This window comes from Burkholderia sp. D-99 (assembly GCF_011605345.1).
Classification (GTDB): Bacteria; Pseudomonadota; Gammaproteobacteria; order Burkholderiales; family Burkholderiaceae; genus Burkholderia.
The window spans coordinates 691,136-716,355 of sequence record NZ_JAAOXM010000001.1 but is presented as its reverse complement, the minus strand read 5'-3'; the positions used below and the strand labels follow the sequence as shown (position 1 = coordinate 716,355).

Below are 25,220 nucleotides of genomic sequence, written 5' to 3'. Positions count from 1 at the left end.
GGGGCTTTGCGCGCGAGATGAAGGGACAGGGCGTGTGGAGCAGGCGGAACGGCGCGTTCGCCCGTTGCCGCCCGTCGACGGCGGCAGGGCGATGTCAGTCGCCGGACGTGGCGCGGCCGGTCAGCGCTGTCCGTCCGCCGACGGCAGCAGTGCGGCGAAGCGATCCGCGAGCGTCGGGCGCGACCGCGCGGGCCAGATCGCGCTGAGTTCGAACCGCGGCAGCGCTCCGCCATCGCGGATGGTGCTGTAGGCGACGCCTTCGAACGCGAAGGTATGGATCGAATGCGGCAGCAGCGACACGCCGCACCCGGCGGCGACGCACGAGATCACGGTCAGCGTGCGGTTCACGTCGAGCACGATGTCGACCGGGTGTCCGGCCTGCCGGAAGGCGCTCAGGATGCCCGCGCGGATCAGCGGCAGCTGGTCGTGCGGAAACCATACGAGACCGGTGCCGGCGAGATCCTGCAGCGTGACCGTGCCGTCGGGCTGGCGCCGGAAATCCTTCGGCAGCACGGCGACGAGCGGGTCGCGCCGGATCAGCTTCTCGCGCATCCGGCCGTTGACCGCGACCGGCGTATGCAGCAGGCCGATGTCGATCTCGCCGCGCTCGAGCGCGATCGCCTGCTCGGCATTGCTCATTTCGCGCATCACGAGCTCGACGTCGGGCGTGTTTTCGCGCAGCGCGCGGATCGCGCGCGGCAGTGTGTCGAACAGCGCTGCGCTGACGAACCCGATCGTCAGGCGCCCGGCGCGCTGCGCGCCGATCTCGCCGGCCCGGTGGGCGGCCGCGTCGAGGCGCGCGAGGCTCAGGCGCAGGTCGTCGACCATCGCCAGGCCGGCCGCCGTCAGCGTGGCCCCGCGCCGCGAGCGGTCGAACAGCCGCACGCCCAGCTCCTTCTCCATCCGGTTCAGCGCCTGGCTGAGCGCCGGCTGCGCAATACCGAGCTCGTTGGCTGCGCGCGTGAAGCTGCCCGTATCGACGATCGCGAGGAAGTAGCGAACGTGCCTGATTTCCATAAGCTCACGTTATGAATAATTATTCAAAACATGGTAGCGAATTATCGCCACGCTTCATAGGATGCTCATCGGGCCACAACATCCGGCGCATGACGACGGAATGACCACACGAGGAGACCTGCATTGAACTGGACCCGCGAGCTATCGACGACCGAACGGCGCACGTTGCGCGGCTGCTTTGCCGGCTGGGCGCTCGACGGGCTCGACACGCAGATGTTCAGCCTCGTGATCCCGGCGCTGCTCACGACCTGGGGCATCGGCAAGGGGCAGGCCGGCCTGATCGGCGGCGCGACGCTCGTGGCGGGCGCGCTCGGCGGGCTGCTGGCCGGCGTGATCGCCGACCGCTACGGGCGCGTGCGTGCGCTGCAGATCACCGTGTGCTGGTTCTCGCTGTTCACGTTCCTGAGCGCATTCGCGCAGAACTTCGAACAGTTGCTGGTGCTGAAGGCGCTGCAGGGGCTCGGGTTCGGCGGAGAGTGGACCGCCGGCGCGGTGCTGCTCGCCGAAACGGTCGGCGCGCGCCATCGCGGCAAGGCGATGGGCATCGTGCAGAGTGCATGGGGCTTCGGCTGGGGCGTCGCGGTGCTGCTGTACATGCTGGTGTTCGCCTGGCTGCCGGCCGAATGGGCGTGGCGCGTGCTGTTCGCGATCGGCGCGCTGCCCGCGCTGCTGGTGCTGTATATCCGTCGCGCGATTCCGGAGCCGCCGCGCGCGACGCCGGCCGACGCGACGGCGCAGGCAAAGGCGAGCGCAGACGAAGGGCCGACGATCGGCATCTTCGACCGCTCCGTGGTGCGCGCGACGGTCGTCGGCGGGCTGATCGGCGTCGGCGCGCATGGCGGCTATCACGCGATCACGATCTGGCTGCCGACCTACCTGAAGACCGAGCGGCATCTGTCGGTGCTGGGCACCGGCGCGTATCTCGCGGTCGTGATCGTCGCGTTCATCTGCGGCTGCTTCCTCAGCGCGTACCTGCAGGACCGGATCGGCCGCCGCCGCAACGTGATGCTGTTCGCCGCATGCTGCGCGGTGATGGTGAACCTGTATGTGTTCCTGCCGCTGAACGACATCGCGATGCTGCTGCTCGGTTTTCCGCTCGGGCTGTTTTCGGCCGGCATCCCGGCGACGCTCGGCACGCTCTTCAACGAGCTTTACCCGCGCAACGTGCGCGGCCGCGGGGTCGGCTTTTGCTACAACTTCGGCCGCATCGCATCGGCCGGCTTCCCGGTGCTGGTCGGGCGGATGGGCGAGTCGCTGCCGCTCGGCACGGCACTCGGCATCGACGCGGGCATCGCGTACGGGCTGGTCGTGATCGCGGTGTGGTTCCTGCCCGAAACGCGCAGCCGGCGGCTGTCCGGCGCGGCGCCGGGCGGCGAAGCGGATGCCGAAACCCGGCCGCGCGCCGAGGCGTCGCTGTAGGTTTCGCCACCTCCCGTCATCGAATCGCCCGGCGCAGCGGCCGGGCGCCTCTTGCAGACTCGTCATGGATCGCCTCGTGAATCACCTCGTCGAACAGGTTCCGGCCGCGCCGTCAGTGGACGCGTGGTACGCCGGAAACCCTGCCGTCGCCGCCATCGATGCGCATGCGCACGTGTTCGCGCACGGCCTGCCGCTCGCGCCCGTGGTCCGGCATGCACCCGACTACGATGCGTCGCTCGACGCGTACGTCGCGCACCTCGCCGCGCACGGCATCACGCACGCGGTGCTGGTGCAGCCGAGCTTCCTCGGCACCGACAACACGTACTTCGTCGACGTGCTGCGCCGCTACCCGCGCCGCTTCCGCGGTGTCGCGGTGGTCGATCCGGCGATTTCGGACGACGATCTCGACGTACTCGACCGGGCGGGCGTGGTGGGGATACGGCTGAACCTCGTCGGGTTGCCGATCCCGGATTTCTGCGCGCCCGCGTGGCGTGCGCTGTTCTCCCGCATCAACGCGCTCGGCTGGCATGTCGAGATCCATCGCGGCATCGAGGATCTGCATGCGATCACCGCGCCGCTGCTCGCGCAATCGTGCACGCTCGTGATCGACCATTTCGGCCGCCCGTCGCCCGCGCTCGGCGAGCGCGCGCCGAGCTTCCGCCGCCTGCTGCTGCTCGCGGATACCGGCCGCGTCTGGGTCAAGCTGTCGGCCGCGTATCGCAACAGCGCGGCCGGCGACGGCGCGATCGACGCGTTCGGTGCCGCACGCGCGCTGCGCACCGCGTTCACGGCCGAGCGGCTGGTGTGGGGCAGCGACTGGCCGCACACGCAGCACCGCGAGCGCGTCGATTTCGATGCCGCGTATGCGGCACTCGTGCGCTGGCTGCCCGACACCGGCGAGCGCATGCGCGTGCTGCGCGATGCGCCGCGAACCCTGTTTCGTTTCGACCAATGAGGCCCACTATGTCCGATCACACCGCACTTCGTCGCGCCGGCTTCCGGCGCAGCATCGCCGCCCGCCAGGGGCTGCTCGTCGCCGGCACGTTCAATGCGCTCAGCGCCAGGGTCGCGGCCGATCTCGGCTTCGGCGCGCTGTACCTGAGCGGCGCCGGCGTCACCAACATGTCGCTCGGCTTGCCCGATCTCGGCTTCGTCGGGCTCGGCGAGCTGGCCGAGCACACCGCGCGCGTGCGCGATGCGGTGGAGCTGCCGCTGATGGTCGATGCCGATACCGGTTTCGGCAATGCGCTGAACGTGCTGCACACCGTGCGCACGCTCGAGCGCAGCGGCGCCGACGCGATCCAGCTCGAAGATCAGGTGCTGCCGAAGAAATGCGGCCATTTCGCGGGCAAGGAAGTGATTCCCGCCGGCGAGATGGTCGGCAAGCTGAAGGCGGCCGTCGACGCGCGCGTGGATCCGAACCTGCTGATCGTCGCGCGCACCGATGCGGCCGCCGTCCACGGCATCGACGACGCGATCGAGCGCGCGCACCGCTACGCGGAAGCCGGCGCGGACGTGCTGTTCATCGAGGCAATGGAAACGCCGGAGGACGTCGAGCGGCTGCCGGCGCTGTTCGATACGCCGCAGCTCATCAACATCGTGATCGGCGGCAAAACCCCGACGCGCTCGCGCGACGAGCTGGCTCGCCTCGGCTACGGCGTGGTGCTGTACGCGAACGCGGCGCTGCAGGGCGCGGTGCATGGGATGCAGGCCGCGTTGACCGCGTTGCGTGATACGGGCCGGCTCGACGAGGATCCCGCACTCGTCGCGCCGTTCGCCGAACGGCAGCGGCTCGTCGACAAGGCGCGCTTCGACGCACTCGACGCCCGCTACGGGGCCGATCGCGCATAAGCGCGCCGGTACTCGGGCACTCGGGCACTCGGGTACTCAGGCGGCAAGGACGGCCGCCCGGCCCGTACACGCCAGAACAGGACAGGAGATAACCCGTGGCAATTTCCCCTACCGGAGCGGCCGGCGAGCCGCCGCGCATCGGTTCGATCGTCGGCGGGCTCGCCGGCAACCTGATCGAGTGGTACGACTTTCTCGCATACAGCATCTTCTCGATCTACTTCGCGCCGGCGTTCTTTCCGGCCGACCGGCCGACCGTGCAACTGATGAACACGGCGGCCATCGCGGCCGTCGGCTACATCGCACGGCCGGCGGGGAGCTGGCTCGTCGGCGTCTATGCGGACCGGCGCGGACGCAAGGCCGCGTTGACGAAGTCGGTGCTCGCGATGTGCGCGGGATCGATGCTGATCGCCGTCACGCCCGGGTACGCGACGATCGGCGTGCTCGCACCGGCGCTGCTCGTCGCCGCGCGGTTGCTGCAGGGGCTCAGCATGGGCGGCGAATACGGCACCAGCGCGACCTACCTGAGCGAGATCGCGCCGCCGGACCGGCGCGGCTTCTACGTCGGCTTCCTGCAGGTGAGCGTGGTCGCCGGCCAGCTCGTCGCGCTCGGCCTGATGCTCGCGATGCAGCGCATCTTCGCCGGCACGCACGATCTCGAGCGCTGGGGCTGGCGGATTCCGTTTTTCGTCGGCGGCTTGCTCGCGCTGTTCGCGCTCTACATGCGCCGCAACGTCGTGGAGAGCGACGCGTTCATCGCCAGCCGGGCGCGCGCGGCAAAGACACGCATGACGGCCGACCTCGCGGCCCACTGGCGCGAACTGCTGCTCGCGATCGGCATCACGGTCGGCGGCACCGTGGCGTTCTACACGTACACGGTCTACATGCAGAAATATCTCGTCAACTCGGTCGGGCTGCACAAGGAAACGGCGACCTGGATCTGCACCGCCGCGCTGCTGCTGTACATGCCGCTGCAGCCGCTGTTCGGCCTCGTGTCGGACCGCGTCGGACGCCGGCCGGTGCTGCTGTGGTTCGGGATCGGCGGCACGCTGCTGTCCGTGCCGATCTTCACGACGCTCGGGCACGTGCACGAACCGCTCGCCGCATTCGCGCTCGTGTTCGCGGGGCTGGTCGTGCTCAGCGGCTTCACGTCGGTGCACATGCTGGTCAAGGCCGAGCTGTTCCCGCCGCAGATCCGCGCGCTGGCGGTCGGGCTGCCTTATGCGCTGACGACGGCGATCCTCGGCGGCACGACCGAATTCGTCGCGCTGCGGCTGAAGGCGAGCGGCAACGAGACGATGTTCTTCTGGTACGTCGCCGCGTGCGCGGCGATTTCGCTGCTCGTGTACTGGCGGATGCCGGAGACACACCCGGCGAAGCGCGAACGCACGTCCCGGGCGGCAGTCGCCGCGCCGGCTCCGCGCTGAACCGGTGCGGGCGCGTTACTGCGTCCGTTGCGCCACGACTGGCACGGCGGGCGTCACAGGGCGGGTCGCGTCCGTTTCCGGCGCGCCGTCCGGCCAGGACGCGGCGCACTGCATTCCGGGTGGCGGCGCCGGCAAGCCGCCGGGCATGACGGGTTCGTTGCCGTCACGGCCGCAGCCGGGCAGCCAGCCGGACACACCGAGGCTCCAGATCAGGGTCGCGAAGAGGCGCATCGTCACGCTCCGGTGCCGGGGCAGCGATAGACGCTGCCGGTCAGCGTGACGCCGGTCTGCCGCAGGTAGCCGCCTTCGCTGCCGTCGAAACTGCCGCTTTGCGTGGCGCGCTGCGTGAGGAGCACCACGACATTGCCACCGAGCGCGGCGGCGCGGTTCTTCAGGTCGTTGCGCGCGCCGGTCTCGAGCGATGTGTCCGGGATGAAGCCGCCGGTCAGGAAGTTGCCCTGGCTGCCGGTCACGTCGCCAAGATGGCGGCACGTGCCGCCGGGGTCGGTCGTGACGATGCGCACGCCGCTGCCCGCGGACGAGAGCGCGAGCGGCACGCATGCCGCCAGCGCGACAGGAAGGAACAGCAGGCAGCCAGGTCTCATGTTTCCGCCGTATCGAATGCGCACGATCGCGCGACAGCGCCACTTTAGGGACGCCGCCGCGTCGGCACATCGGGCGAAGGTCGTGCGCTCGGGCGGGAAAGAATGCGACCAAAGTCGCAGACGTGGCGTATCGGTTCGGCGAAGCGTGCGCCGCTTGCGAAGCGGGAATGCGAGGCGGCGAGGGCGGACAGCGTGGCCGACGCCGGCCGCGCACGGATATCAGGATTTCGGCGCCATCAGTCCTTCCCGCCACGCGAGCGCGACGGCCTGCGTGCGGTCGGACAGATGCAGCTTCGACATCACGTTGCCGAGATGCGTCTTGACGGTCTTTTCCGTAATGCCGAGCGTCGCGGCGATGCGCGCATTGCTGCCGCCTTCGGCCAGGCAGCGCAGCACTTCCAGTTCGCGCGCGGTCAGCGCGGCGAACGGGCTGCGCGGCGGCTTGCGCCACGCGCCGATCATGCGCTGCGCGATGCCGGGGTGCAGCGTCGGTTCGCCGTGGACGGCCGCATGGATCGCCTGCAGCAGACGCTCGCCGCGCATCGATTTCAGCAGGAACGAATCGGCGCCGGCCTCGATCGCGGCGAGTGCAAGCGCATCGTCGTCCGACGAAGTCAGCACCATGATGTGCGTATCGGCGCTGGCCGCCCGGATCGCGCGAATGACGGCGGGCACGCCGGCGTGCCCCATGCCGGGCATCATCAGGTCGAGCAACAGCACGTCCGGACGACGCGCGCGCACCTGCTCGATCGTCGACGCGCCGTCGTCGGTTTCCGCGACGATCTCGAACGACGCATCGAGCCGCAACAGCCCGCGGATGCCTTCGCGCACGACCGCGTGATCGTCGGCAATCAGGATCGTGGTCATGCCGTCTCCATCGGATTGAAAAGAATGGTCACGCGCGTGCCGTCCGCGCCCGACGCAATGTCGAGCATGCCGCCGGGCAGCGCGTCGGCGCGCCAGCGCAAGTTGCCGAGCCCCATGCCGACGGGCACGGCAACCGGATCGAAACCGGTGCCGTCGTCGCGTACGGTCCATCGCCAGCGCGTCGTCGACGAGCCGGACGCCGCGTGGGCGGCGCTGCCCGGTTCGCACGCGATGTCGATCCGGCGGCAGCCGCTGTGGCGCAGCGCATTCGCGGCCGCCTCGTGGGTGATCATCAGCAGTTCGTGCGCGGCCGCCGGGTGGGCGTCGAGCGTGCGCTCCGCGACTTCCGGCAGATCGAGTGACCAGTCGATGCCCGATCCGGCCAGCAGGTCGTGCACCGCCTGCGAAACGGCGGCGTGCAAGCCGTCCTCCGCAATCGCGGGCAGGCTGAAGCCGGTCACCACGTTGTCGAGATCCTGCTGCAGATGATCGGCCAGGCGCCGCGCGGCGCCGACAGTCGGCAACAGATCGGGATGGCGCCGCGCCTCGTATTCCAGTTCGGTCAGCTTGAGGCCGAGCACGAAGCTGCGTTGCTTCGCGGTGTCGTGCAGGTCGCGCGCGATGCGGGTGCGCTCGACCGACACCGCGAGGGCCTTCTGCGTACCGAACGCGCGCGCGAGCGCATCGGCCATCCGGTTGAAATGCGCGGCCAGCGCGCCGAGTTCGTCGCGCGAGGTATCGGCGATCCGGGCCGACAGGTCGCCGGCCGCCCAGCGGTCGGCCGCGGCCGTCATCCGCCGCACGCGCCGCACCAGCAACCAGACCAGCAGCGCCGCGAAGCTCGCGCCCATCGCGCCGAGATACAGCACGGTGCGGATCAGGTCGTACGCCGACGCATCGTCCGCGATCTCGTAATGGAGTTGCCAGCCGGGCCAGTAATGGACGCCGATCCGCGCGATCGCGCCGCCGGGCATCACGACGCGCGTGACGATGGCCCAGTCGTCGTCACGGCGCAGCATCGTGTCGTGTGCCGATGGATCGGCCGGCGTCGCCGCGAACGCATCGGACAGCAACGGTGACGCGGCGGGCGACGTTTCGCATCCGGCGCCGTCAGGTCGCGTAATGCGCACCTGCAGCCGGCCGGCGGCGAAGAAGCCCATCATCGGCGCGAAATCCATCACGTCGCGCGCACCGATTCGCGCGATCTGCCAGAACATCGCGTCGGCCGCGGCGCGGCAGGCAACCGGGTCGCGCCAGTCGACGGCGCCGGTCGAGGCGGCGAGTGCAGGGCGGTCGACGTTGCCGAGAAAACGGCGAATATCGCTTTCGGCATGCGAGCGCCACAGCACACTCGTCAGCACCGACGACAGCACCATCGCCACGAACCCCACGACGATGAACGTCGGCACGAGCTTGACGAACAAGCCGCGGAAGGGGATCCGGAATGTGCGCAACGCGGGCTCCTCGTTCTGCTGTTTTCGTCACGGATACGCCGGATGGATGCCGACGACGCGGCAAGGCAGCCGGCTTTCAATTCCGCAATGGTGACGGTTTTCCGAGGCGGTTGCAGGGGCGTTTCTGCAGGGGGAGGATGGACGCCCGCGACGGCATTCAATAACGGTGCGGCCCCTTCACCAGCAGTCCGTCGGGTGTCCGCCGTCCGGCGTCAAGAGTCCCCAGAAGCATCGTGCGCGCGGGCGGCCCCTCCGGGTCGTTGTAATGAACGATGCGTTGCTGGATGCCCGTGATGACGATCACGTGACCGATTTCAGGCTGGTCCGGCCTGTCCAGGAAATGCCCCGCGGCCCAGATCGGACCGAAGTCCGTCAGTACCGCGGCGAGCCACTCGGGCGTAATGACCGTCGGCTGATTGAGCGGCACGAGACCTTCGACCGCGCACAAGTCGGGGATCCTTGACGGGAGAAGCCCCTGGTCGGCCCGCCATAGCTCCGGAATGCCCAGACGCGGCCCGGGGCGGTGGAAGTACGAAACCATGCACGCCGCCGCATACCAGCATGCGTTTTTCAGTGCCTTGGATCCTGACTTGGTCTTCCTGATGCCGCTCTGATCGACCATCGGCACGTTCAATCTGACGTCCACCATTTCGGGTCTCCGGGCAGGAGTGATCCCTAAGCGTATGAAGAATCGGGCACGACGACAACCATCCTGACGGGAGATTGCATCAACACAGCCGGCGTGCGCGGGGAATGCGGAAGGGGCAAACGAACGGCTGCGATCCACGTACCGTGCCGACACACATCAATCTCGACATTATAGAAATAATGTCAAATCAAAGAATGGGGATAATTGGATATTTACCGGTTTACGTTATATTATTTACGAAATCACCAACGAAACCCGCCATGTCCGATCTCGCCGCCGACGAACCCCGCCTGACCGCCGAAATCGAGCGCCTCAAGGCGGACTTCCCGAAAACCCGCGAGCTGTATCGCGAAGCGTGCGCGCTGCTGTTCTTCCGTTTCGGCATCACGCCCACCGCGAACCGCCTGTACCAGCTCGTTCGCAAGGGCAGCATGAGCACGCCGACGGCCGTCCTCGGCGAGTTCTGGGCCGAGTTGCGGGAAAAGAGTCGCGTCCGCATCGAGCATCCCGACCTGCCGGCCGATCTGCAGGCGGCCGCCGGCGAACTGGTTGCGGCGCTTTGGAATCGGTCGAGCACCGATGCGGCTGCCGCGCTCGACGCATTGCGCGCGGAAGTCGAAGCCGAACGGGCGGCGGCAAAGGCGGAAGTCTCGGCGCTACAGGCTGAGCTGGCCCGCACCGAAACCGCGCTGGAGCAACGCACGGCCGCGCTGCTGGCCGCGCAGGTGCGCATTCAGGAACTGGAACAGGCGAGGGCCGCCGACGACGCATCGCGGCAAGCGCTGCAAGCGGATATCGAGCGCCTGACGGCCGACAACGCGGAAGGCGACCGCGCACTCGCGCAGGCCCGCGCGGATTTCACCACCCAGCTCGACCGGCTGCGCGACGACGCCGGCCGGGCCGAGGAACGCTTGCGTGCGTCGGAGAAGCGGGCGCTTCAGGAGATCGATCGAGAACGGCTCGCCGCCGCGCGACTGCAAAAGGAGCTCGATGCAATGACATCGCGCACGGAGCAGCGCGATACGCAGCAGCGGAAAGACACGGCCGCGCTGCAGGCGCAACTGGGCGACGCGCTGCATCGATGCGGCATGCTTCAGGGGCAGCTCGACGGCGCGCAGGCGACCGATGCGGCGCGCGGCAAGGAACTCGACGCGCTGCGGCGCGAGATGACGGTGCTCGCGCGCAGGGCGCCGCTGCGCGGTGCCAAGGCGGCACCGGCCGCGCAACGTGACGAGCGAAGGGCGCGTACGCGAAAGCGCGCAGACGAAGCGCCGCGCTGACGGCGAAACCGCAAGCGTGCTTCGGCCGATGGCAACGCACGCCGTAAGCCTTGACAGGCTGTTGACGTTCTCCCGCGAGGGCCACCGCAGAAAATAATCGATCTTGTAGAACGCTCTATAAGCCGCTCACGCGACCTCGGGAAGGGGGCAGACGCCCCCTTGAACCATCTGTGAGCACCCCTCGGATCAGTTTTTCAACAGCCTCCTGAGCGGGCAAGCAACCGAGACCGCTATACCTCCGATCGCTCGCCCGCCCACCGACACAGATCAACTCGCCACATACCGCGACGGCAGCGCCGGCGCGTCCGCCGGAATCGTGACGAGCGACGTGTTCAGCCAACCCTGCGGCGTACCGTTCGACTGCGCATAGGCACCGACGTACGGCATCATCCGCGTCGTCTGATAGACCTGCGGCGTCCACCCTGCGGGCGCGAGGAAGATCGACGTCGCGCGCTTTTCGCTATATGCGGACGCGCCGTACGTCGAGATGTTCCACAGCGTCTGCTGATACGTCGCATAGTCGGCGTTGTGCCGCGAACCGCCGGCCTGCCAGCCTTCGAGCTGGATGAACGTGTTGTACGTGCCGGCGCCCGCGAGCAGGTTGTTCACCGTGCGCCCGTACAGGAACGACAGGATCAGCCCGCAGTTCGCCGGCGCGAAATCGCTGCCGACGCTCAGGTAGTAGCGACCCGTCGTGTTCAGGACCGACGCGTAGTGCGAGTTGCCGATATCCGTCGACGTCGTCAGCCCGCTCGCGCCCATGAAGCTGTCGAACGCCTGCATCGTGACACCCGCCGGCAGGTCGCTTGTCGCGCTGATCGCGACGATATGCGAGCCAGCCGCCAGCAACGTGAGGAACGCGGAGAGTGCGCCCGCGATCCAGTTGCCCTGTGCGTCAACGAACGGAAACGCGCGATAGCCCGTCAGCGCGAACACCGCTGGATCGGAGCCCGCCTGCCACGCGATCTGCGGCACCCACATTGTCAGCGGGCCGGCGTTCGATGCGCCGGACACATACTGCTTCAGCGCATCGATCAGTTGCGCATCGGCAGCGGGCAGCACGCCATACGCCGAGCCGCTCTGCCAGCGCTGCACCCATTGCGCGACGAAGCCCGCGAGCTGGCCGCCGGTGAAGTCGGCAGGCGGCACGTAGCCGAGCGGTCCCGTACTTTGGTACGCAGACTGGATCGCCGCGGCCGTGCGCACGTTGCTGCCGAACATGCTGTTCGCGAAATCCTGGCCGTTGTTGCCCGGCGGCGTCGCGAGTTGCGCGAGCGGGACGACCCAGGCGCCGTTCGCGGTGGCGACACCGCGATACAGCGTGAGATTCGCGACCGAATCGTGACCGGGAAACGTGGCGGCGTCGGCGCCCGACACGTAGCCGGCCGACGGCGTGACGCTGACGGTGGTCGGTTGCGACCCGAACGGATGCGTGTACGAGATCGCAAACGACGCGTCACCGCCGGCAAGGCCGAACGATCCGGTGCAATCGCCCCAGCTGTTCGACGCGCTGACGGCGGTCGATTGCCCGGTCGAAACCTGCGATTGGGACGCCTGCGGCAGCGAGCCGCTCTGGCTCGCCGCATTGCCGTACGCAAGCGTCGTCGACGGAATCGCATTGACGACGTTGATCGTGATCGAGCGGTCGGCGATGCCGTAGCTGCGTGTGGCGGCATTTGCAGCGCCGGCGGCGGCGAACGACGACGCCGCAGTCGGGTTGCCGTCACCGCCGCAGGCAGCCAGGGTGCCGACGAGCGGCGACAGGGTCAGCGCGGCGCCGCGCTGGATGAAGCGCCGGCGGTTCGGCGCGGACGGGCGTTCGGGTTTCGAAGCGGTCATGGGCGTTCCTGGTCTCGGTTTCGGGAGGCGACAACGACGATCCGGCGTAATGCACACGTGTGCAATGCCGGTCGAAAGTGCGCAGTCGCCGGCGCATGCGCCGCGCGTATTTATGCGGGAGATCGATGAAACGCCCGCGACGAAACGAAGTCGTGCGTGTGACGCGACACGGGACAGGAGTGAGGAGCGCCGGCGCGACGTTTGGGCGCCGGGCGGGGATCGGGTAAAGTGCCGCTCAACATCCCGGATCGACGTTACTAGACGACCGGTCTAATCGTTGCTAACATACGCCACCATGAATGCATCTTCAGGCGCGGAAGTCCGCCAGCACATCCTGAATATCGCCAAGCCGATCATGCTCCACAAGGGGTTTTCGGCGGTCGGCCTGAACGAGATACTCGCTGCGGCGGGCATCCCGAAGGGCTCGTTCTACCATTACTTCGGTTCGAAAGAGGCATTCGGCGAAGCGCTGCTCGAATCGTATTTCGACGGCTACCTCGCGCATCTCGACAACCTGCTGAAGCATCAGGCCGGCACGGGCGCCGAGCGCCTGATGACGTACTGGCGCAACTGGCTGCACACGCAATGCGCGGACGATCCGGAAGGCAAGTGCCTCGCGGTGAAGCTCGGCGCGGAGGTGTCGGACCTGTCGGAAGCGATGCGCGCGGTACTGCGGCACGGCACGGGCCAGATCATCGAGCGCCTCGCGGGCGGCATCGAGGCCGGGTTGGCCGACGGTTCGCTGAACGGGGTCGCCGATCCGTCGCACACGGCCGCGATCCTCTACGAACTGTGGCTCGGTGCGACGCTGCTGGAAAAGATTCACCGCAACCGCAAGCCGCTCGAAAGAGCGATGGTCGAAACGAGACGCATGCTGAACCTGCCGCCGGCCGAGCATGGCGGCGCACAGTCGTAACCCGGGCGCGCATCGGCGCGCCTTGTTTTTACCTTGACTCTAGACGACTGGTCTACTCAAACCCGCATGACGAACGTGCCACGCCGCGTTACGCTGTTCCCGATTGTTTCAAGCGCACGCACTCAGCTGCGACGGCCTGACCGCCGACGTTGCCGTGCGCGCGTCTCCCGCTGGTCCATCCCTGATCCGATCGTGCCCACGAAGCACGTCCATTCCTGTTGACGGAGGCTCACATGCCGCAAAGCAAGACCGCAAATCGCCAGATCATCCTGAATTCGCGCCCGGTCGGCGCGCCGACGCCGGACAACTTCCGCAGCGAATCCGGTGACGTGCCGACGCCCGGCGCCGGCCAGGTGCTGCTGCGCACGGTCTGGTTGTCGCTCGACCCGTACATGCGCGGCCGGATGAGCGACGCACCGTCCTATGCGCCGCCCGCCGAGCTAGGCCAGCCGATGGTCGGCGGCACCGTCAGCCAGGTCGTCTCGTCGAACCTGCCCGCGTTCCGCGAAGGCGACCTCGTGGTCGCGGGTGCCGGCTGGCAGGACTACGCATTGTCCGACGGACGCGACCTGATTCCGCTCGGCCGCGACGTCGCGCATCCGTCGTACGCACTCGGCGTGCTCGGCATGCCGGGCTTCACCGCCTATACGGGGCTGCTGAAAATCGGCGAGCCGAAGGCCGGTGAAACCGTGGTCGTCGCGGCCGCGAGCGGCGCAGTCGGCGCGGTGGTCGGCCAGATTGCCAAGCTGAAGGGCTGCCGTGTGATCGGCGTCGCGGGCGGCGCCGACAAGTGCGCATACGTGACCGATACGCTTGGTTTCGACGCGTGCGTCGATCACCGCGACCCGGCATTCGCCGCGAAGCTGAAGGACGCGTGCCCGAACGGCATCGACGTCTATTTCGAGAACGTCGGCGGGGCCGTGTTCGACGCGGTGTGGCCGCTGCTCAACGATCACGCGCGCGTGCCGGTGTGCGGGATCATCGCGCATTACAACGACGCGGCATACGACGACACCGCTGTGTCGACCGGCCGTGACCGCGTGCCGGCGCTGATGGGCACGATCCTGCGCAAGCGCATCCGGATCCAGGGTTTCATCATCCTCGACCACTATGCGACCGGTTATGCGCCGTTCCTGAAGGAGATGAGCGAATGGGTCGCACAGGGCAAGGTGAAGACGCTCGAGGATGTCGTTCCCGACCTGGCCGACGCGCCGCAAGCGCTGATCGGCCTGCTGGCCGGCAAGAACTTCGGCAAGGTCGTCGTGCGCGTGGGCCCGGACGAACTGGCCTGATCTCGCGGCACTGCAACGCATGACGTTTGCACGCCGGCGCCGCGCGACGCCGGCTTGTGGCATGCTCGATTTCGATTCAAAAGGAGTGACAAGATGGCGCTTCACGTGATTGCTTCGCTGTTCCTGAAACCCGAACACGCGGAGGCGGCCGAGGCCGAACTGCGCAGCATGGTCGCGAAGACGCGCGCCGAGCCGGGCAACCGGCGCTACGACCTGTTCCGCGAACAGGACGGCTCGCCGAACCTGCACCTGTACGAGATCTACGACGATCAGGCCGCAGTCGACGCGCATCTCGCCAGCCCGTATTTCGGCGAATTCCGCGTGAAATCGGCGGACTGGTTCGCGTCGCCGCCGGTCATCAAGGTGCTGTCCGGCATCGACGTGGCCGAGTAACGCAGCAGGACCCACGCCGCGGCCCGCGCCGACCCGGGCCGCGCGGCACCCGTCGCATCCGGCGACGGCGACGACAACGAAAAACCCGCGCGGCGTGCGATGCGCGCCGCTTCCCCAATACACCGGCCCCGGAGGCTGAATGGTCACCCTCAACATCAACGGCGAAGCCCGCTCGGTCGACGCCCCCGACGACATGCCCTTGCTCTGGGTGCTGCGCGACATCGTCGGCCTCACCGGCACGAAATTCGGCTGCGGGATCGCGCAGTGCGGCGCATGCACCGTGCATCTCGACGGCGTCGCAGCGCGCTCGTGCGTGCTGCCGGTCGCGGCCGTCGCGGGCCGCAAGATCACGACGATCGAAGCCGTCGGCGCGACGCCGGCCGGCCACAAGGTCCAGCAGGCGTGGCGCGAGCTCGACGTCGTCCAGTGCGGCTACTGCCAGTCGGGGCAGGTGATGGCCGCCACCGCGCTGATCGCGTCGAACCCGAACCCGAGCGACGCCGACATCGACGCGGCGATGGCCGGCAACATCTGCCGCTGCGGCACGTACAACCGGATTCGCGCGGCCGTCAAGCAAGCCGCGAAGGGAGCCTGAGATGAAACAGTCCCCACGCTCACTTCGTTCGCTGCCCCCCACAGAGGTGGTCAGCCTCCTTGAAACGACTCTGCGGAGGCTGACATGTCACGCGGACTGATCGAAGCAGGTCGGGCCGGCGCGGGCGTGTCGCGCCGTTCGTTCCTCAAGTTAGGCATGTCGCTCGGCGCGGCGGCAGGCGGTGGCCTGCTGCTCGGCTTCAGCCTGCCGGCCGTCGGCGACGATGCGCGCCGTTCGGTGATCGGCGGCGACGGCGATGAAACCGCACGCGCAGGCGTGTTCGCGCCGAACGCGTTCGTGCAGATCGACCGTGCCGGCAAGGTCACGCTGGTGATGCCGAAGGTCGAGATGGGGCAAGGCGTCTACACGGCGCTGCCGATGCTGATCGCCGAGGAACTCGAAGTGCCGCTGTCGAGCGTGACGCTCGACCATGCGCCGCCGAACGAGAAGCTGTTCCTCGATCCGCTGCTCGGCGGCCAGCTCACCGGCGGCTCGACGTCGATACGCTACGCATGGGAACCGCTGCGCCGCGCGGGCGCGACCGCGCGCACGCTGCTGGTCGCGGCCGCCGCGAAGCAATGGAATGTCGATCCGGCATCCTGCCGCGCGGCGAACGGTGAAGTGCAGCATCCGCCGAGCGGCCGGCGTGCGTCGTACGGCCAGCTCGCCGACGCCGCGGCGAAGCTGCCCGTGCCGAAGGATGTCGCGCTGAAGAAGCCGGCGGATTTCAAGCTGATCGGCACGCCCGCGAAGCGGCTCGATTCGCCGGAGAAGGTCGACGGCACCGCGCAGTTCGGGCTCGACGTGCGCCTGCCCGGCATGCTGTACGCGGTGATCGTGAACAGCCCGGTGTTCGGCGGCACGGTCGCGAGCGTCGACGATACCGCCGCGAAGAAGATTCCCGGCGTGCGCCAGGTCGTGCGCGCGGACAACGCGGTGGCGGTCGTCGGCGATCACACCTGGGCGGCGAAGCGCGGCGCGTCGGCGCTCGTCGTGAAGTGGAACGAAGGTGCGGACGCGAAGGTGTCGATGAAGGACATCGTCGCCGATCTCGCGCAGGCCGCGGCGAACGGCAAGGGCGCGGTCGCGCGCAAGGACGGCGACGTCGGCAAGGGTTTCGCGAATGCGAAGACACGCGTCGACGCCGTGTACGAACAGCCGTTCCTCGCGCACGCGACGATGGAGCCGGTGAACTGCACGGTGCACGTGCGCAGCGACGGCTGCGAGATCTGGGTCGGCACGCAGGTGCCGACGCGCGCGGTCGATACCGTGCAGCGGCTTACGAGCTTTCCGCCGGAGAAGATCGTCGTGCACAACCACCTGCTCGGCGGCGGCTTCGGCCGGCGCCTCGAGACGGACATGATCGGCCAGGCTGTGAAGATCGCGAAGCAGGTCAACGCGCCCGTGAAGGTGATCTGGACCCGCGAGGAAGACATCCAGCACGACATGTACCGCCCGTACTACTACGACCGGATCTCGGCCGGCCTCGACGCGAACGGCAAGCCGATCGCGTGGCAGCACCGGATCGTCGGCTCGTCGATCCTCGCGCGCTTCGCGCCGCCCGCGTTCCAGCACGGCGTCGATCCCGACGCGGTCGAGGTCGCCACCGACCTGCCGTACGACCTGCCGAATCAGCTGATCGACTACGTGCGCCAGGAGCCGCGCCACGTGCCGACCGCGTTCTGGCGCGGCGTCGGCCCGACGCGCAGCACCTTCGTGGTCGAAAGCTTCATCGACGAACTGGCTGCGCAGACCAAGACCGACCCCGTGCAATACCGCCGCGCGCTGCTGGGCAAAACGCCGCGCGCGCTCAACGTGCTCGACGTCGCGACGAAGGCGGCCGGCTGGGGTGCGTCGCTGCCGACGGGGCAAGGGCGCGGCGTATCGGTGATGCACGCGTTCGGCAGCTTCTTCTCGATCGTCGTCGACGTCGCGGTGGACGGCGGTGAGGTGCAGGTCAAGCGTGTCGTGTGCGCGGTCGATTGCGGGATGGTCGTCAACCCGAACACGATCGAGGCACAAGTGCAGGGCGGCATCATCTTCGGGATCACGGGCGCGCTGTACGGCGAGATCACGATCGAGGACGGCCGTGTCGTGCAAAGCAACTTCACCGACTACCGGATGCTGCGGATCAACGAGACGCCGCCGATCGAGGTCCATCTGGTGAAAAGCGGCGAAGCGCCGGGCGGGATCGGCGAACCTGGCACGGCCGCGACGGCCGCGACGCTGTCGAACGCGATCTTCGCGGCGACCGGCAAGCGGCTGCGCAAGCTGCCGGTCGGCGACCAGTTGAAGACGGCTTGAGGGGAGGCGACGATCATGCGAAACCTCACCCTGACTACGCTCCGCGCGTCGCTGCTCGCGCTGTCCGCCATGCTGGCCGGCCCGACCGCGCATGCCGCGCAGGCTGCACCGGCCGACAGCGCGCTCGTCGCGCGCGGCGCGTATCTCGCGAAAGCCGGCGACTGCGTCGCGTGCCACACCGCGCCGCGCGGCACACCGTTCGCCGGCGGCCTGAAGATGGTCACGCCGATGGGCGCGATCTACACGACCAACATCACGCCCGACCCCGAGACAGGCATCGGCGGCTATACGGAAGCAGAATTCGCGAGCGCGCTGCGCGCGGGCGTCGCGAAGGACGGTCATCACCTGTATCCGGCCATGCCGTACCCGTCGTACGCGAAGCTGAAGGACGACGACGTGAAGGCGCTGTACGCGTACTTCATGCACGGCGTCGAACCGGTGAAGCAGGTGAACCGGCCGTCCGACATCCCGTGGCCGCTCAACATGCGCTGGCCGCTCGCGTTGTGGAACGCAGTGTTCCTCGATACGACGCCTTATGCCGACAAGCCGGCCAAGGACGCGATGTGGAACCGCGGCGCGTATCTCGTGCAGGGGCTCGGGCACTGCGGGTCGTGCCACACGCCGCGCGGCGTGGGCTTCCAGGAGAAGGCGCTCGACGAAGGCGGCGCGGCGTTCCTGTCGGGTGCGCCGATCGACGACTGGTTCGCATCGAACCTGACCGGCGAGCCCAACACGGGGCTCGGCCGCTGGAACGAGGCGGAAGTCGCGCAGTTCCTGAAGACCGGCGCGAACCGGCACGCCACCGCGTTCGGCTCGATGGTCAGCGTGATCAATCACAGCACGCAGGCATTGACCGACGACGATCTGGCCGCGATTTCCCGTTACCTGAAATCGCTGCCGGCCGCGGGCGGCACGGGCGCGCCGCCGTACAGCTATGATCCGAAGGCGACGCAGGCAGCGCTGGGCCGGCCGGCAGCCGATCCGGGCGCGAAGGTGTATAACGCTTACTGCCTGCATTGCCACGGCGCGGACGGGCGCGGCTACGCGCCGCTGCTTGCGCCGCTCGCCGGCAATCCGAACGTGCTCGAAGCCGATGCCGCGTCGCTGATCAACGTGACGCTGAACGGCAGCGAGACGCTCGTGATCGATGGCGTGCCGTCCGCGTATCCGATGCCGGCGTTCTCGAACCAGTTGAACGACCGGCAGATCGCCGACGTGCTGACGTTCATGCGCGCCGGCTGGAACAACGGCGCGCCGGCCGTGCAGGCGGCGGACGTCGCGAAACTCCGCAAGGCGACGGCGGCCGCGCGCTGAGCGCGGCCCCATGCGGAACGATGGCGGGCCGGCGTGCCTGCCGTCGACGCCGCCGGGCGCGTGCCTGCCCCGGCGGTGTGGCTTTTTCTGTCAACCGGCGCGCGGCCGTTCGCGGCAGCGCGCGTTTATCGACGCAATGTAGGGGTGTCTGGATGGCTAACGTGACTTATACGGATACGCAACTGCTGATCGACGGCGAGTGGGTCGACGCCGCGAGCGGCAAGACGATCGACGTCGTGAACCCGGCGACCGGCAAGGTAATCGGCAAGGTGGCCCACGCGGGCATCGCCGATCTCGACCGTGCGCTCGCCGCCGCGCAACGCGGCTTCGAAGCGTGGCGCAAGGTGCCCGCGCACGAACGCGCGGCGACGATGCGCAAGGCGGCCGCGCTGGTGCGAGAACGCGCCGACGCGATCGCGCAGCTGATGACGCAGGAACAGGGCAAGCCGCTCACCGAAGCGCGCGTCGAAGTGCTGTCGGCGGCGGACATCATCGAATGGTTCGCGGACGAAGGCCGCCGCGTGTACGGCCGGATCGTGCCGCCGCGCAACCTCGGCGCGCAGCAGACCGTCGTGAAGGAGCCGGTCGGCCCGGTCGCGGCCTTCACGCCGTGGAATTTCCCGGTCAACCAGGTCGTGCGCAAGCTGAGCGCCGCGCTGGCAACCGGCTGCTCGTTCCTCGTGAAGGCACCCGAAGAAACCCCGGCGTCGCCGGCCGCGCTGCTGCGTGCGTTCGTCGACGCGGGCGTGCCGTCCGGCGTGATCGGCCTCGTGTACGGCGATCCGGCGGAAATCTCGTCGTACCTGATCCCGCACCCGGTGATCCGCAAGGTCACGTTCACGGGTTCGACGCCGGTCGGCAAGCAACTCGCCGCGATGGCCGGCCTGCACATGAAGCGCGCGACGATGGAGCTGGGCGGCCACGCACCGGTGATCGTCGCCGAGGACGCCGACGTCGCGCTCGCGGTGAAAGCCGCCGGCGGCGCGAAGTTCCGCAACGCAGGGCAGGTCTGCATTTCGCCGACGCGCTTTCTCGTGCACAACAGCATCCGCGACGAATTCACGCGCGCGCTGGTCAAGCATGCGGAAAGCCTGAAGGTCGGCAACGGCCTCGAGGAAGGCACGGCGCTCGGCGCGCTCGCGAACCCGCGCCGCCTCACCGCGATGGCGTCGGTCGTCGACAACGCGCGCAAGGTCGGTGCGAGCATCGAAACCGGCGGCGAGCGGATCGGCTCGGAAGGCAACTTCTTCGCGCCGACCGTGATCGCGAACGTGCCGCTCGAAGCCGACGTGTTCAACAACGAGCCGTTCGGCCCGGTCGCGGCGATCCGCGGCTTCGACAAGCTCGAAGATGCGATCGCGGAAGCGAACCGTCTGCCGTTCGGTCTCGCCGGCTACGCGTTCACGCGTTCGTTCGCGAACGTGCACCTGCTCACGCAGCGCCTCGAAGTCGGGATGCTGTGGATCAACCAGCCGGCGACGCCGTGGCCGGAAATGCCGTTCGGCGGCGTGAAGGACTCGGGCTACGGGTCGGAAGGCGGGCCGGAAGCGCTCGAACCGTACCTCGTCACGAAGTCGGTGACGGTGATGGCCGTCTGACGGCCGATCGATCGCGTGCGCGACGCCGTTGGTGTCGTGCGCGCGATCGGCGCGGGCCGGGCCGCACTCACGTTGCGCAACGCGCAACGGCGCGCCCGGTCTCCCGCCAGCTTTTACCGTCGGCCGTGCATTCGCATGGCAACCGGACGGGAATTGCAATACGCGTACCACTGCGAACGGATTGTTTCGATTCCGTCATCGGCAGCGACGCACGTCACGCCACGCGACGCCCCTCGGTGAACGAGCGCCGGCACCCGCTGCCGGCCCGAGCGAAACACGATTCGCTCGACACCGTTCAGGCCACGTCGTCAGCCACCTGGCAAGTACGGACTGCACCTCGTACCCGGATGTCACACTTTTTGGTATAGGTTATTCAGAACAAACCATAACAACCGGTGCGTCAGCGCCGGGCCAATCTGAGAGGACACGGATGCATCCGCGGTCGGCAGCGCCGTACTACGTTGTGCTGGCGGGGACCTTGATAGCGTGCGCGCTGATGGGCCTCTGCGTGTTGCAGTTGTTTCAGAGCCGTCACGATGCGCTCGATCGCGCGCGCGATACGTCGCGGAATCTGGCGCTCGTCGCCGAGCGCGACATCGAACGCAACATCGAGCTGTACGGCCTGTCGCTGGAGGCGGTGATCCAGGGTCTCCAGCGGCCGGACGTCATGGCGGCCTCGCCGGCCTTGCGGCGCGGCGTCCTGTTCGATCACGCGATGACGGCGAAATTTCTCGGCTCGATGCTCGTGCTGGATTCGGCCGGCAACATCATCCTCGATTCGGCGAACGACGTGCCGCGACAGGGCAATTTCGGCGACCGCAAGTACTTTACGGTTCACCGGGACAATCCGGACGCCGGGCTGTTCATCAGCGATCCCTATGCGTCCCGCCTGCGTGGCGGCTCGCTCAGCGTCGCGCTGACGCGCCGCGTGTCGAATCCGGACGGCTCGTTCGGCGGCATCGTGATGATCGCGGTCAATCTCGAGTATTTCCACACGCTGTTCGCCGGCCTCGCGCTCGGCTCGCACGGCGCGATTTCGCTGGTCGGCACGAACGGCATCATGTTCATGCGCCAGCCGTACGACGTGCACACCATCGGTCGCGACATCAGCAAGGCGGCGACGTTTCGCCACTTCCTGACGGCGCCGGAAGGCTCGTTCGTCGACACCTCGACGATCGACAACGTGCGCCGCCTTTACTACTTCAAGACACTGCCGCACCTGCCGCTGATCATCATGGTCGCCGAGGCGGAGCAGGACATCTACGCCGCGTGGCGGCGCCGGGCCATCACGATCGGCGCGCTGGTGGCGACCTTCGGCGCGGCGTTCATCGTGCTGTCCTTTTTGCTGGGCTCACAGCTGCGGCGCAGGATGCGGGCAGAATCCGAGCTGGTCATGCTCGCGCGCACCGACGGCCTCACCGGGCTCAACAACCGCCGCTCGTTCGGGGAGGTGCTGGACCTCGAATGGCGCCGCGCACGCCGGGCCCGGTCGGTGTTTTCGCTGCTGTTCGTCGACGTCGACCGCTTCAAGTCCTACAACGACACGTATGGCCACCAGGCCGGCGACGACGCGCTGGCGGCGGTTGCGCGATGCATCGGCGACAACATCCGGCGCCCCGCGGACACCGCGGCCCGCTATGGCGGCGAGGAATTCGTCGTGATCCTGCCCGATACGCCGACCACCGGCGCGACCGAGATCGCCGAAAGGATTCGTGCGGCCATCGACGGGCTGGCGATCGAACATGCGGAAAGCGAATTCGGGCGCGTGACCGCGAGCATCGGCGTGGCAAGCTGGGCGCCAGAGCAGGAAGGAGAGGTGGAGTCGGTGATCAAGGCGGCCGACGAGGCGTTGTACCACGCGAAGGAAACGGGGCGAAACAAGGTCGCCTCGCATGACACCTGACACCTGACGCCACCGCCGGCACGCATCGCCCGCTACCGACGGCGGGCGTGACGTTCGACGCTCAATGCCGGCCGCTGCCGCGATAGCTTTCCACCTCGGCGTCGTACGCCGCCAGAAACGCCTTGCCGAACACCGACGCGAAATCGTCCTCGATCGCGAACACCGTGTCGCGATGGGTCGCCGCGTAGCGATCCCACATCCTCGCCTTATACAGCACGGGCACGCGCTTCTCGTACCAGCGCATCGCGTCGCCGCGCTCGCGCAGGCGTTGCGGTGAAAAGCGCGTCAGCAGATCCATCAACGCGGCGCGCATGCCGGCGACCATGCCGATCTGGTGCGCATGCAGATCCTGGAATGCATCGCTGACCGCGCTCTGCGGCGACATGAAGCCCGGCAGCGGCAGCCCGAACATCTGGCGCAGCACCGCGCCACCGTCGGGCAACAGTTTCAGCGGGTTGTTCTCGCGATCGAGCAGCATCGTCATGTGCGCCTTCACCTCACGCTTCAGGATGCTGCGCGATGACAGCAGCTCGACCGTGCCGTTCGCGAACAGCGCCAGCAACTGGCCCGCGATGTACAGCTGCTCGGCCGACCACTGATGCGATTCGGCGGCCGTATCGAGCCCCGCGCCTTCGAAGAACGCGCTCAGCAGTTCCTCCGGCGTCGGCGCGCGCGCCGCATGCGGCGCCGGTTCGTCGGCCGGTCGCGACTCCGTGCGCGCGGCGGCCGGTTGCACGCGCACGTGCTGCGTCCACTCGGGAGCATGGTCGGCCTGCGTCGCGGACGACGCTTCGCGATCCGTGTGGCCACGATCGACGTGCGCCGCCGTGCCCGCTGCGCCGATATCGCCCGTCGACTGCGCGAACAGGTCGAGCGGATCGGTCGACAGCTGGTTCAGGTCGCGCTGCGACGGCGCAGGCGGTGCAGCGTGCGCAGGGGCGGGGCCGCCTGGCCGTGTGCCGGCGTCCGCCGCCTTGCCGCGCGGCGCGAGACGATCCTGGAGGAGGCCCCACAGCCGGTTGCCGGCGCCTTTCGTATCGACATGCGAAGACGATGCGTGCGCGGGTGCCGCTGCCGCCCGAGCCTGCGCTGGTGCGTCGACGTGCTTGCCGGCATCGGTCGCCATGTCGATGACCGATGCATCGACGCCATCGCCACCGTCGTCACGTTCGGCGCGCAGCACGTACGGCCCGATCCGGATGATGTCGCCGGTGTTGAGCGGGCGCTCCTGCGCATAGCCGACGGGCTCGCGATTCACCTCGATCGTCGATACGCTGCTCAGGTTCTTCAGCAGGCAGGCGTCGTCGCCGACCTGCAGCAGCGCCTGCAGCCGCGAAATCTGCCGCGTGTCGTCGCGCAACACGAGATGGTTGTCGCTGGCCCGGCCGATGGTGCCGCCTGGCGGATGAAACACGACGGCGTCGTAGGAGTCGTTTTCGACCGGCTCGCCGGCATGTTCGATCACGATCAGTTGCATGTCATACGTCGCTCGGTGAAGCGCTCGCGTGGAAACCGGTTCGTTCAGGACGACGACGCATGCCTGCGGCGCGCGAATTCGAACGCGGGCCCCCAGATCGGATGCCCCTTCTCGGCAGGGGACAAGTCGAAGCGCGGGTTGAGGTCGAGAATTTTCGAGAACTCGGCGCGGCACGGCGTGATGCGGTTCGTCACGCAATAGCTGAACGCGAGGAGCTTGTGCGCGGCCACCTGCGTGTCGGTGTCGGCGCCGTCGATCTCCTTCGCGTGGCTCAGCAGCGCGATCGTGCGCCCGTAGTCGCCGCTGTCGTACGCGGTGCGCGCGCTATCGATCGTCGCGCGTGCAGCCGACTGTGTCGGGGACGTACTGCACCCGCCGGCCCCCAGCAACAAGGCGCCGAGGCAAATAACGAGCGATGAACGACCTTTCATTATTGAAATTAAAGATTGGCGTAATTGGAAGGTGGCACACAAGCGCTGTTGGATTCTAGTGCCAATCATCGGCACCGAACCGCCTGTTACTTTTTGTTTCATTTAGTCGATCCATTTCCACCTGAATGCCGAATCGACTACGAATTTCAGTGCTTGAGAATCCGGAAAAACGGCCTATAGTTCGCTGTGTTTTTCGGATTCGTCAGTTGTTTGGTCAGCGCGCGTCAATGCACGAAAAACCGGATCGTCCGTTCGTGCAAAACGAATAGCCTGGCACACCATCAGCGTCGCGAGCGTCCCTTGCTCGGTGGCCGGCCGGCTTGCGCCCCGGGCCCGTCCGACAGGTGTCCACGCCACAGAACCGGGCCGCCAGCGGCGCGCCGGTCGGATTAACTTTTGCCATTAATTTACCAATCAAAATTCAATTGCCCATCATCTCGCCAAATCTACTTTCAAAAACCCTGAATGATACGACCCGGCTTTTTACAAGAATAATTTGCCGATATTGATTGTGATGGATGGATATGCTGGTTACACAATTACCGATCAATTAATTGTCCCTTTTTTCAATCAGATCATCCGGTTTCGCAGT

The 25,220-nt window shown here is 67.7% G+C and carries 21 protein-coding genes; 13 read left to right on the top strand and 8 right to left on the bottom strand.

All coding sequences use genetic code 11. From position 1 onward, the window contains the following. Nucleotides 1-120: 120 nt before the first annotated feature. Nucleotides 121-1,017 (bottom strand): LysR family transcriptional regulator, encoded by an 897-nt coding sequence (locus HAV18_RS03135; protein WP_166952622.1) that lies wholly within the window; start codon nt 1,015-1,017, stop codon nt 121-123. Between the two features lie 123 nt (nt 1,018-1,140). On the opposite strand from HAV18_RS03135, the gene HAV18_RS03130 reads away from it, so the two are divergent. From HAV18_RS03130 to HAV18_RS03115, 4 genes are all read left to right on the top strand, one after another. After that, nucleotides 1,141-2,436 carry an MFS transporter gene (locus tag HAV18_RS03130; protein ID WP_166952618.1) on the top strand — a complete coding sequence of 432 codons (1,296 nt, stop codon included), beginning with the start codon at nt 1,141-1,143 and terminating at the stop codon, nt 2,434-2,436. A 64-nt stretch (nt 2,437-2,500) separates the two neighbouring features. Then, nucleotides 2,501-3,391 carry an amidohydrolase gene (locus HAV18_RS03125; protein ID WP_166952615.1) on the top strand — a complete coding sequence of 297 codons (891 nt, stop codon included), beginning with the start codon at nt 2,501-2,503 and terminating at the stop codon, nt 3,389-3,391. Nucleotides 3,392-3,399: 8 nt separating this feature from the next. Next, on the top strand, nt 3,400-4,287 hold the full coding sequence (locus tag HAV18_RS03120; protein ID WP_166952612.1) for an oxaloacetate decarboxylase: 888 nt from the start codon (nt 3,400-3,402) through the stop codon (nt 4,285-4,287). A 95-nt stretch (nt 4,288-4,382) separates the two neighbouring features. After that, the gene (locus tag HAV18_RS03115; RefSeq protein ID WP_166952609.1) at nt 4,383-5,711 is read left to right on the top strand and encodes an MFS transporter; all 1,329 of its coding nucleotides are present in this window, start codon (nt 4,383-4,385) and stop codon (nt 5,709-5,711) included. 233 nt (nt 5,712-5,944) lie between these two features. Here the strand turns inward: HAV18_RS03115 and HAV18_RS03110 are convergent, their stop codons facing one another. The 4 genes from HAV18_RS03110 to HAV18_RS03095 all read right to left on the bottom strand — a co-directional run bounded on the left by HAV18_RS03110 (nt 5,945) and on the right by HAV18_RS03095 (nt 9,286). Further along, nucleotides 5,945-6,316, bottom strand: a complete 372-nt coding sequence (locus HAV18_RS03110; RefSeq protein ID WP_166952606.1) for a DUF4156 domain-containing protein — start codon at nt 6,314-6,316, stop codon at nt 5,945-5,947. Between the two features lie 219 nt (nt 6,317-6,535). Then, on the bottom strand, nt 6,536-7,183 hold the full coding sequence (locus tag HAV18_RS03105) for a response regulator transcription factor (RefSeq protein ID WP_166952603.1): 648 nt from the start codon (nt 7,181-7,183) through the stop codon (nt 6,536-6,538). Further along, nucleotides 7,180-8,637, bottom strand: coding sequence for a HAMP domain-containing protein (locus HAV18_RS03100; protein WP_166952600.1), 1,458 nt, complete (start codon nt 8,635-8,637; stop codon nt 7,180-7,182). The genes HAV18_RS03105 and HAV18_RS03100 overlap by 4 nt, the downstream gene beginning before the upstream one ends. Nucleotides 8,638-8,794: 157 nt before the next feature. Continuing rightward, the gene (locus HAV18_RS03095) at nt 8,795-9,286 is read right to left on the bottom strand and encodes a papain-like cysteine protease family protein (protein WP_166952597.1); all 492 of its coding nucleotides are present in this window, start codon (nt 9,284-9,286) and stop codon (nt 8,795-8,797) included. 260 nt (nt 9,287-9,546) lie between these two features. Here HAV18_RS03095 and HAV18_RS03090 point away from each other — a divergent pair, with 260 nt between their 5' ends. Next, nucleotides 9,547-10,566, top strand: a complete 1,020-nt coding sequence (locus tag HAV18_RS03090; protein ID WP_166954116.1) for a DNA-binding protein — start codon at nt 9,547-9,549, stop codon at nt 10,564-10,566. Between the two features lie 267 nt (nt 10,567-10,833). Here HAV18_RS03090 and HAV18_RS03085 read toward each other — a convergent pair whose 3' ends face one another. After that, entirely contained in the window at nt 10,834-12,405 is a 1,572-nt protein-coding gene (locus HAV18_RS03085; RefSeq protein ID WP_166952594.1) for a hypothetical protein, read from the bottom strand. A gap of 295 nt (nt 12,406-12,700) precedes the next feature. Here HAV18_RS03085 and HAV18_RS03080 point away from each other — a divergent pair, with 295 nt between their 5' ends. From HAV18_RS03080 to HAV18_RS03045, 8 genes are all read left to right on the top strand, one after another. Next, the gene (locus HAV18_RS03080) at nt 12,701-13,321 is read left to right on the top strand and encodes a TetR/AcrR family transcriptional regulator (protein WP_166952592.1); all 621 of its coding nucleotides are present in this window, start codon (nt 12,701-12,703) and stop codon (nt 13,319-13,321) included. A gap of 233 nt (nt 13,322-13,554) precedes the next feature. Further along, complete coding sequence (locus HAV18_RS03075) at nt 13,555-14,613, top strand: NADP-dependent oxidoreductase (RefSeq protein ID WP_166952589.1); 1,059 nt, start codon at nt 13,555-13,557, stop codon at nt 14,611-14,613. 93 nt (nt 14,614-14,706) lie between these two features. Continuing rightward, nucleotides 14,707-15,006, top strand: coding sequence for a putative quinol monooxygenase (locus HAV18_RS03070; RefSeq protein ID WP_166952587.1), 300 nt, complete (start codon nt 14,707-14,709; stop codon nt 15,004-15,006). Between the two features lie 139 nt (nt 15,007-15,145). Next, nucleotides 15,146-15,601: a (2Fe-2S)-binding protein gene (locus HAV18_RS03065; RefSeq protein ID WP_166952585.1), complete on the top strand. Its 456-nt coding sequence runs from the start codon at nt 15,146-15,148 to the stop codon at nt 15,599-15,601. Nucleotides 15,602-15,685: 84 nt separating this feature from the next. Next, entirely contained in the window at nt 15,686-17,905 is a 2,220-nt protein-coding gene (locus HAV18_RS03060; RefSeq protein WP_166952582.1) for a xanthine dehydrogenase family protein molybdopterin-binding subunit, read from the top strand. A 15-nt stretch (nt 17,906-17,920) separates the two neighbouring features. Beyond that, a complete protein-coding gene (locus HAV18_RS03055) occupies nt 17,921-19,219 on the top strand; it encodes a cytochrome c (protein WP_166952580.1) in 1,299 nt (432 codons plus the stop codon). A gap of 152 nt (nt 19,220-19,371) precedes the next feature. Next, the gene (locus HAV18_RS03050; RefSeq protein ID WP_166952577.1) at nt 19,372-20,817 is read left to right on the top strand and encodes an NAD-dependent succinate-semialdehyde dehydrogenase; all 1,446 of its coding nucleotides are present in this window, start codon (nt 19,372-19,374) and stop codon (nt 20,815-20,817) included. 430 nt (nt 20,818-21,247) lie between these two features. Then, complete coding sequence (locus HAV18_RS03045) at nt 21,248-22,720, top strand: diguanylate cyclase (protein ID WP_166954114.1); 1,473 nt, start codon at nt 21,248-21,250, stop codon at nt 22,718-22,720. Nucleotides 22,721-22,781: 61 nt separating this feature from the next. On the opposite strand, the gene tagH is transcribed toward HAV18_RS03045, so the two are convergent. Next, nucleotides 22,782-24,197: a type VI secretion system-associated FHA domain protein TagH gene (tagH, locus tag HAV18_RS03040; RefSeq protein ID WP_166952575.1), complete on the bottom strand. Its 1,416-nt coding sequence runs from the start codon at nt 24,195-24,197 to the stop codon at nt 22,782-22,784. A gap of 44 nt (nt 24,198-24,241) precedes the next feature. Next, complete coding sequence (locus tag HAV18_RS03035; RefSeq protein WP_166954112.1) at nt 24,242-24,628, bottom strand: TssQ family T6SS-associated lipoprotein; 387 nt, start codon at nt 24,626-24,628, stop codon at nt 24,242-24,244. Nucleotides 24,629-25,220 lie beyond the last annotated feature (592 nt).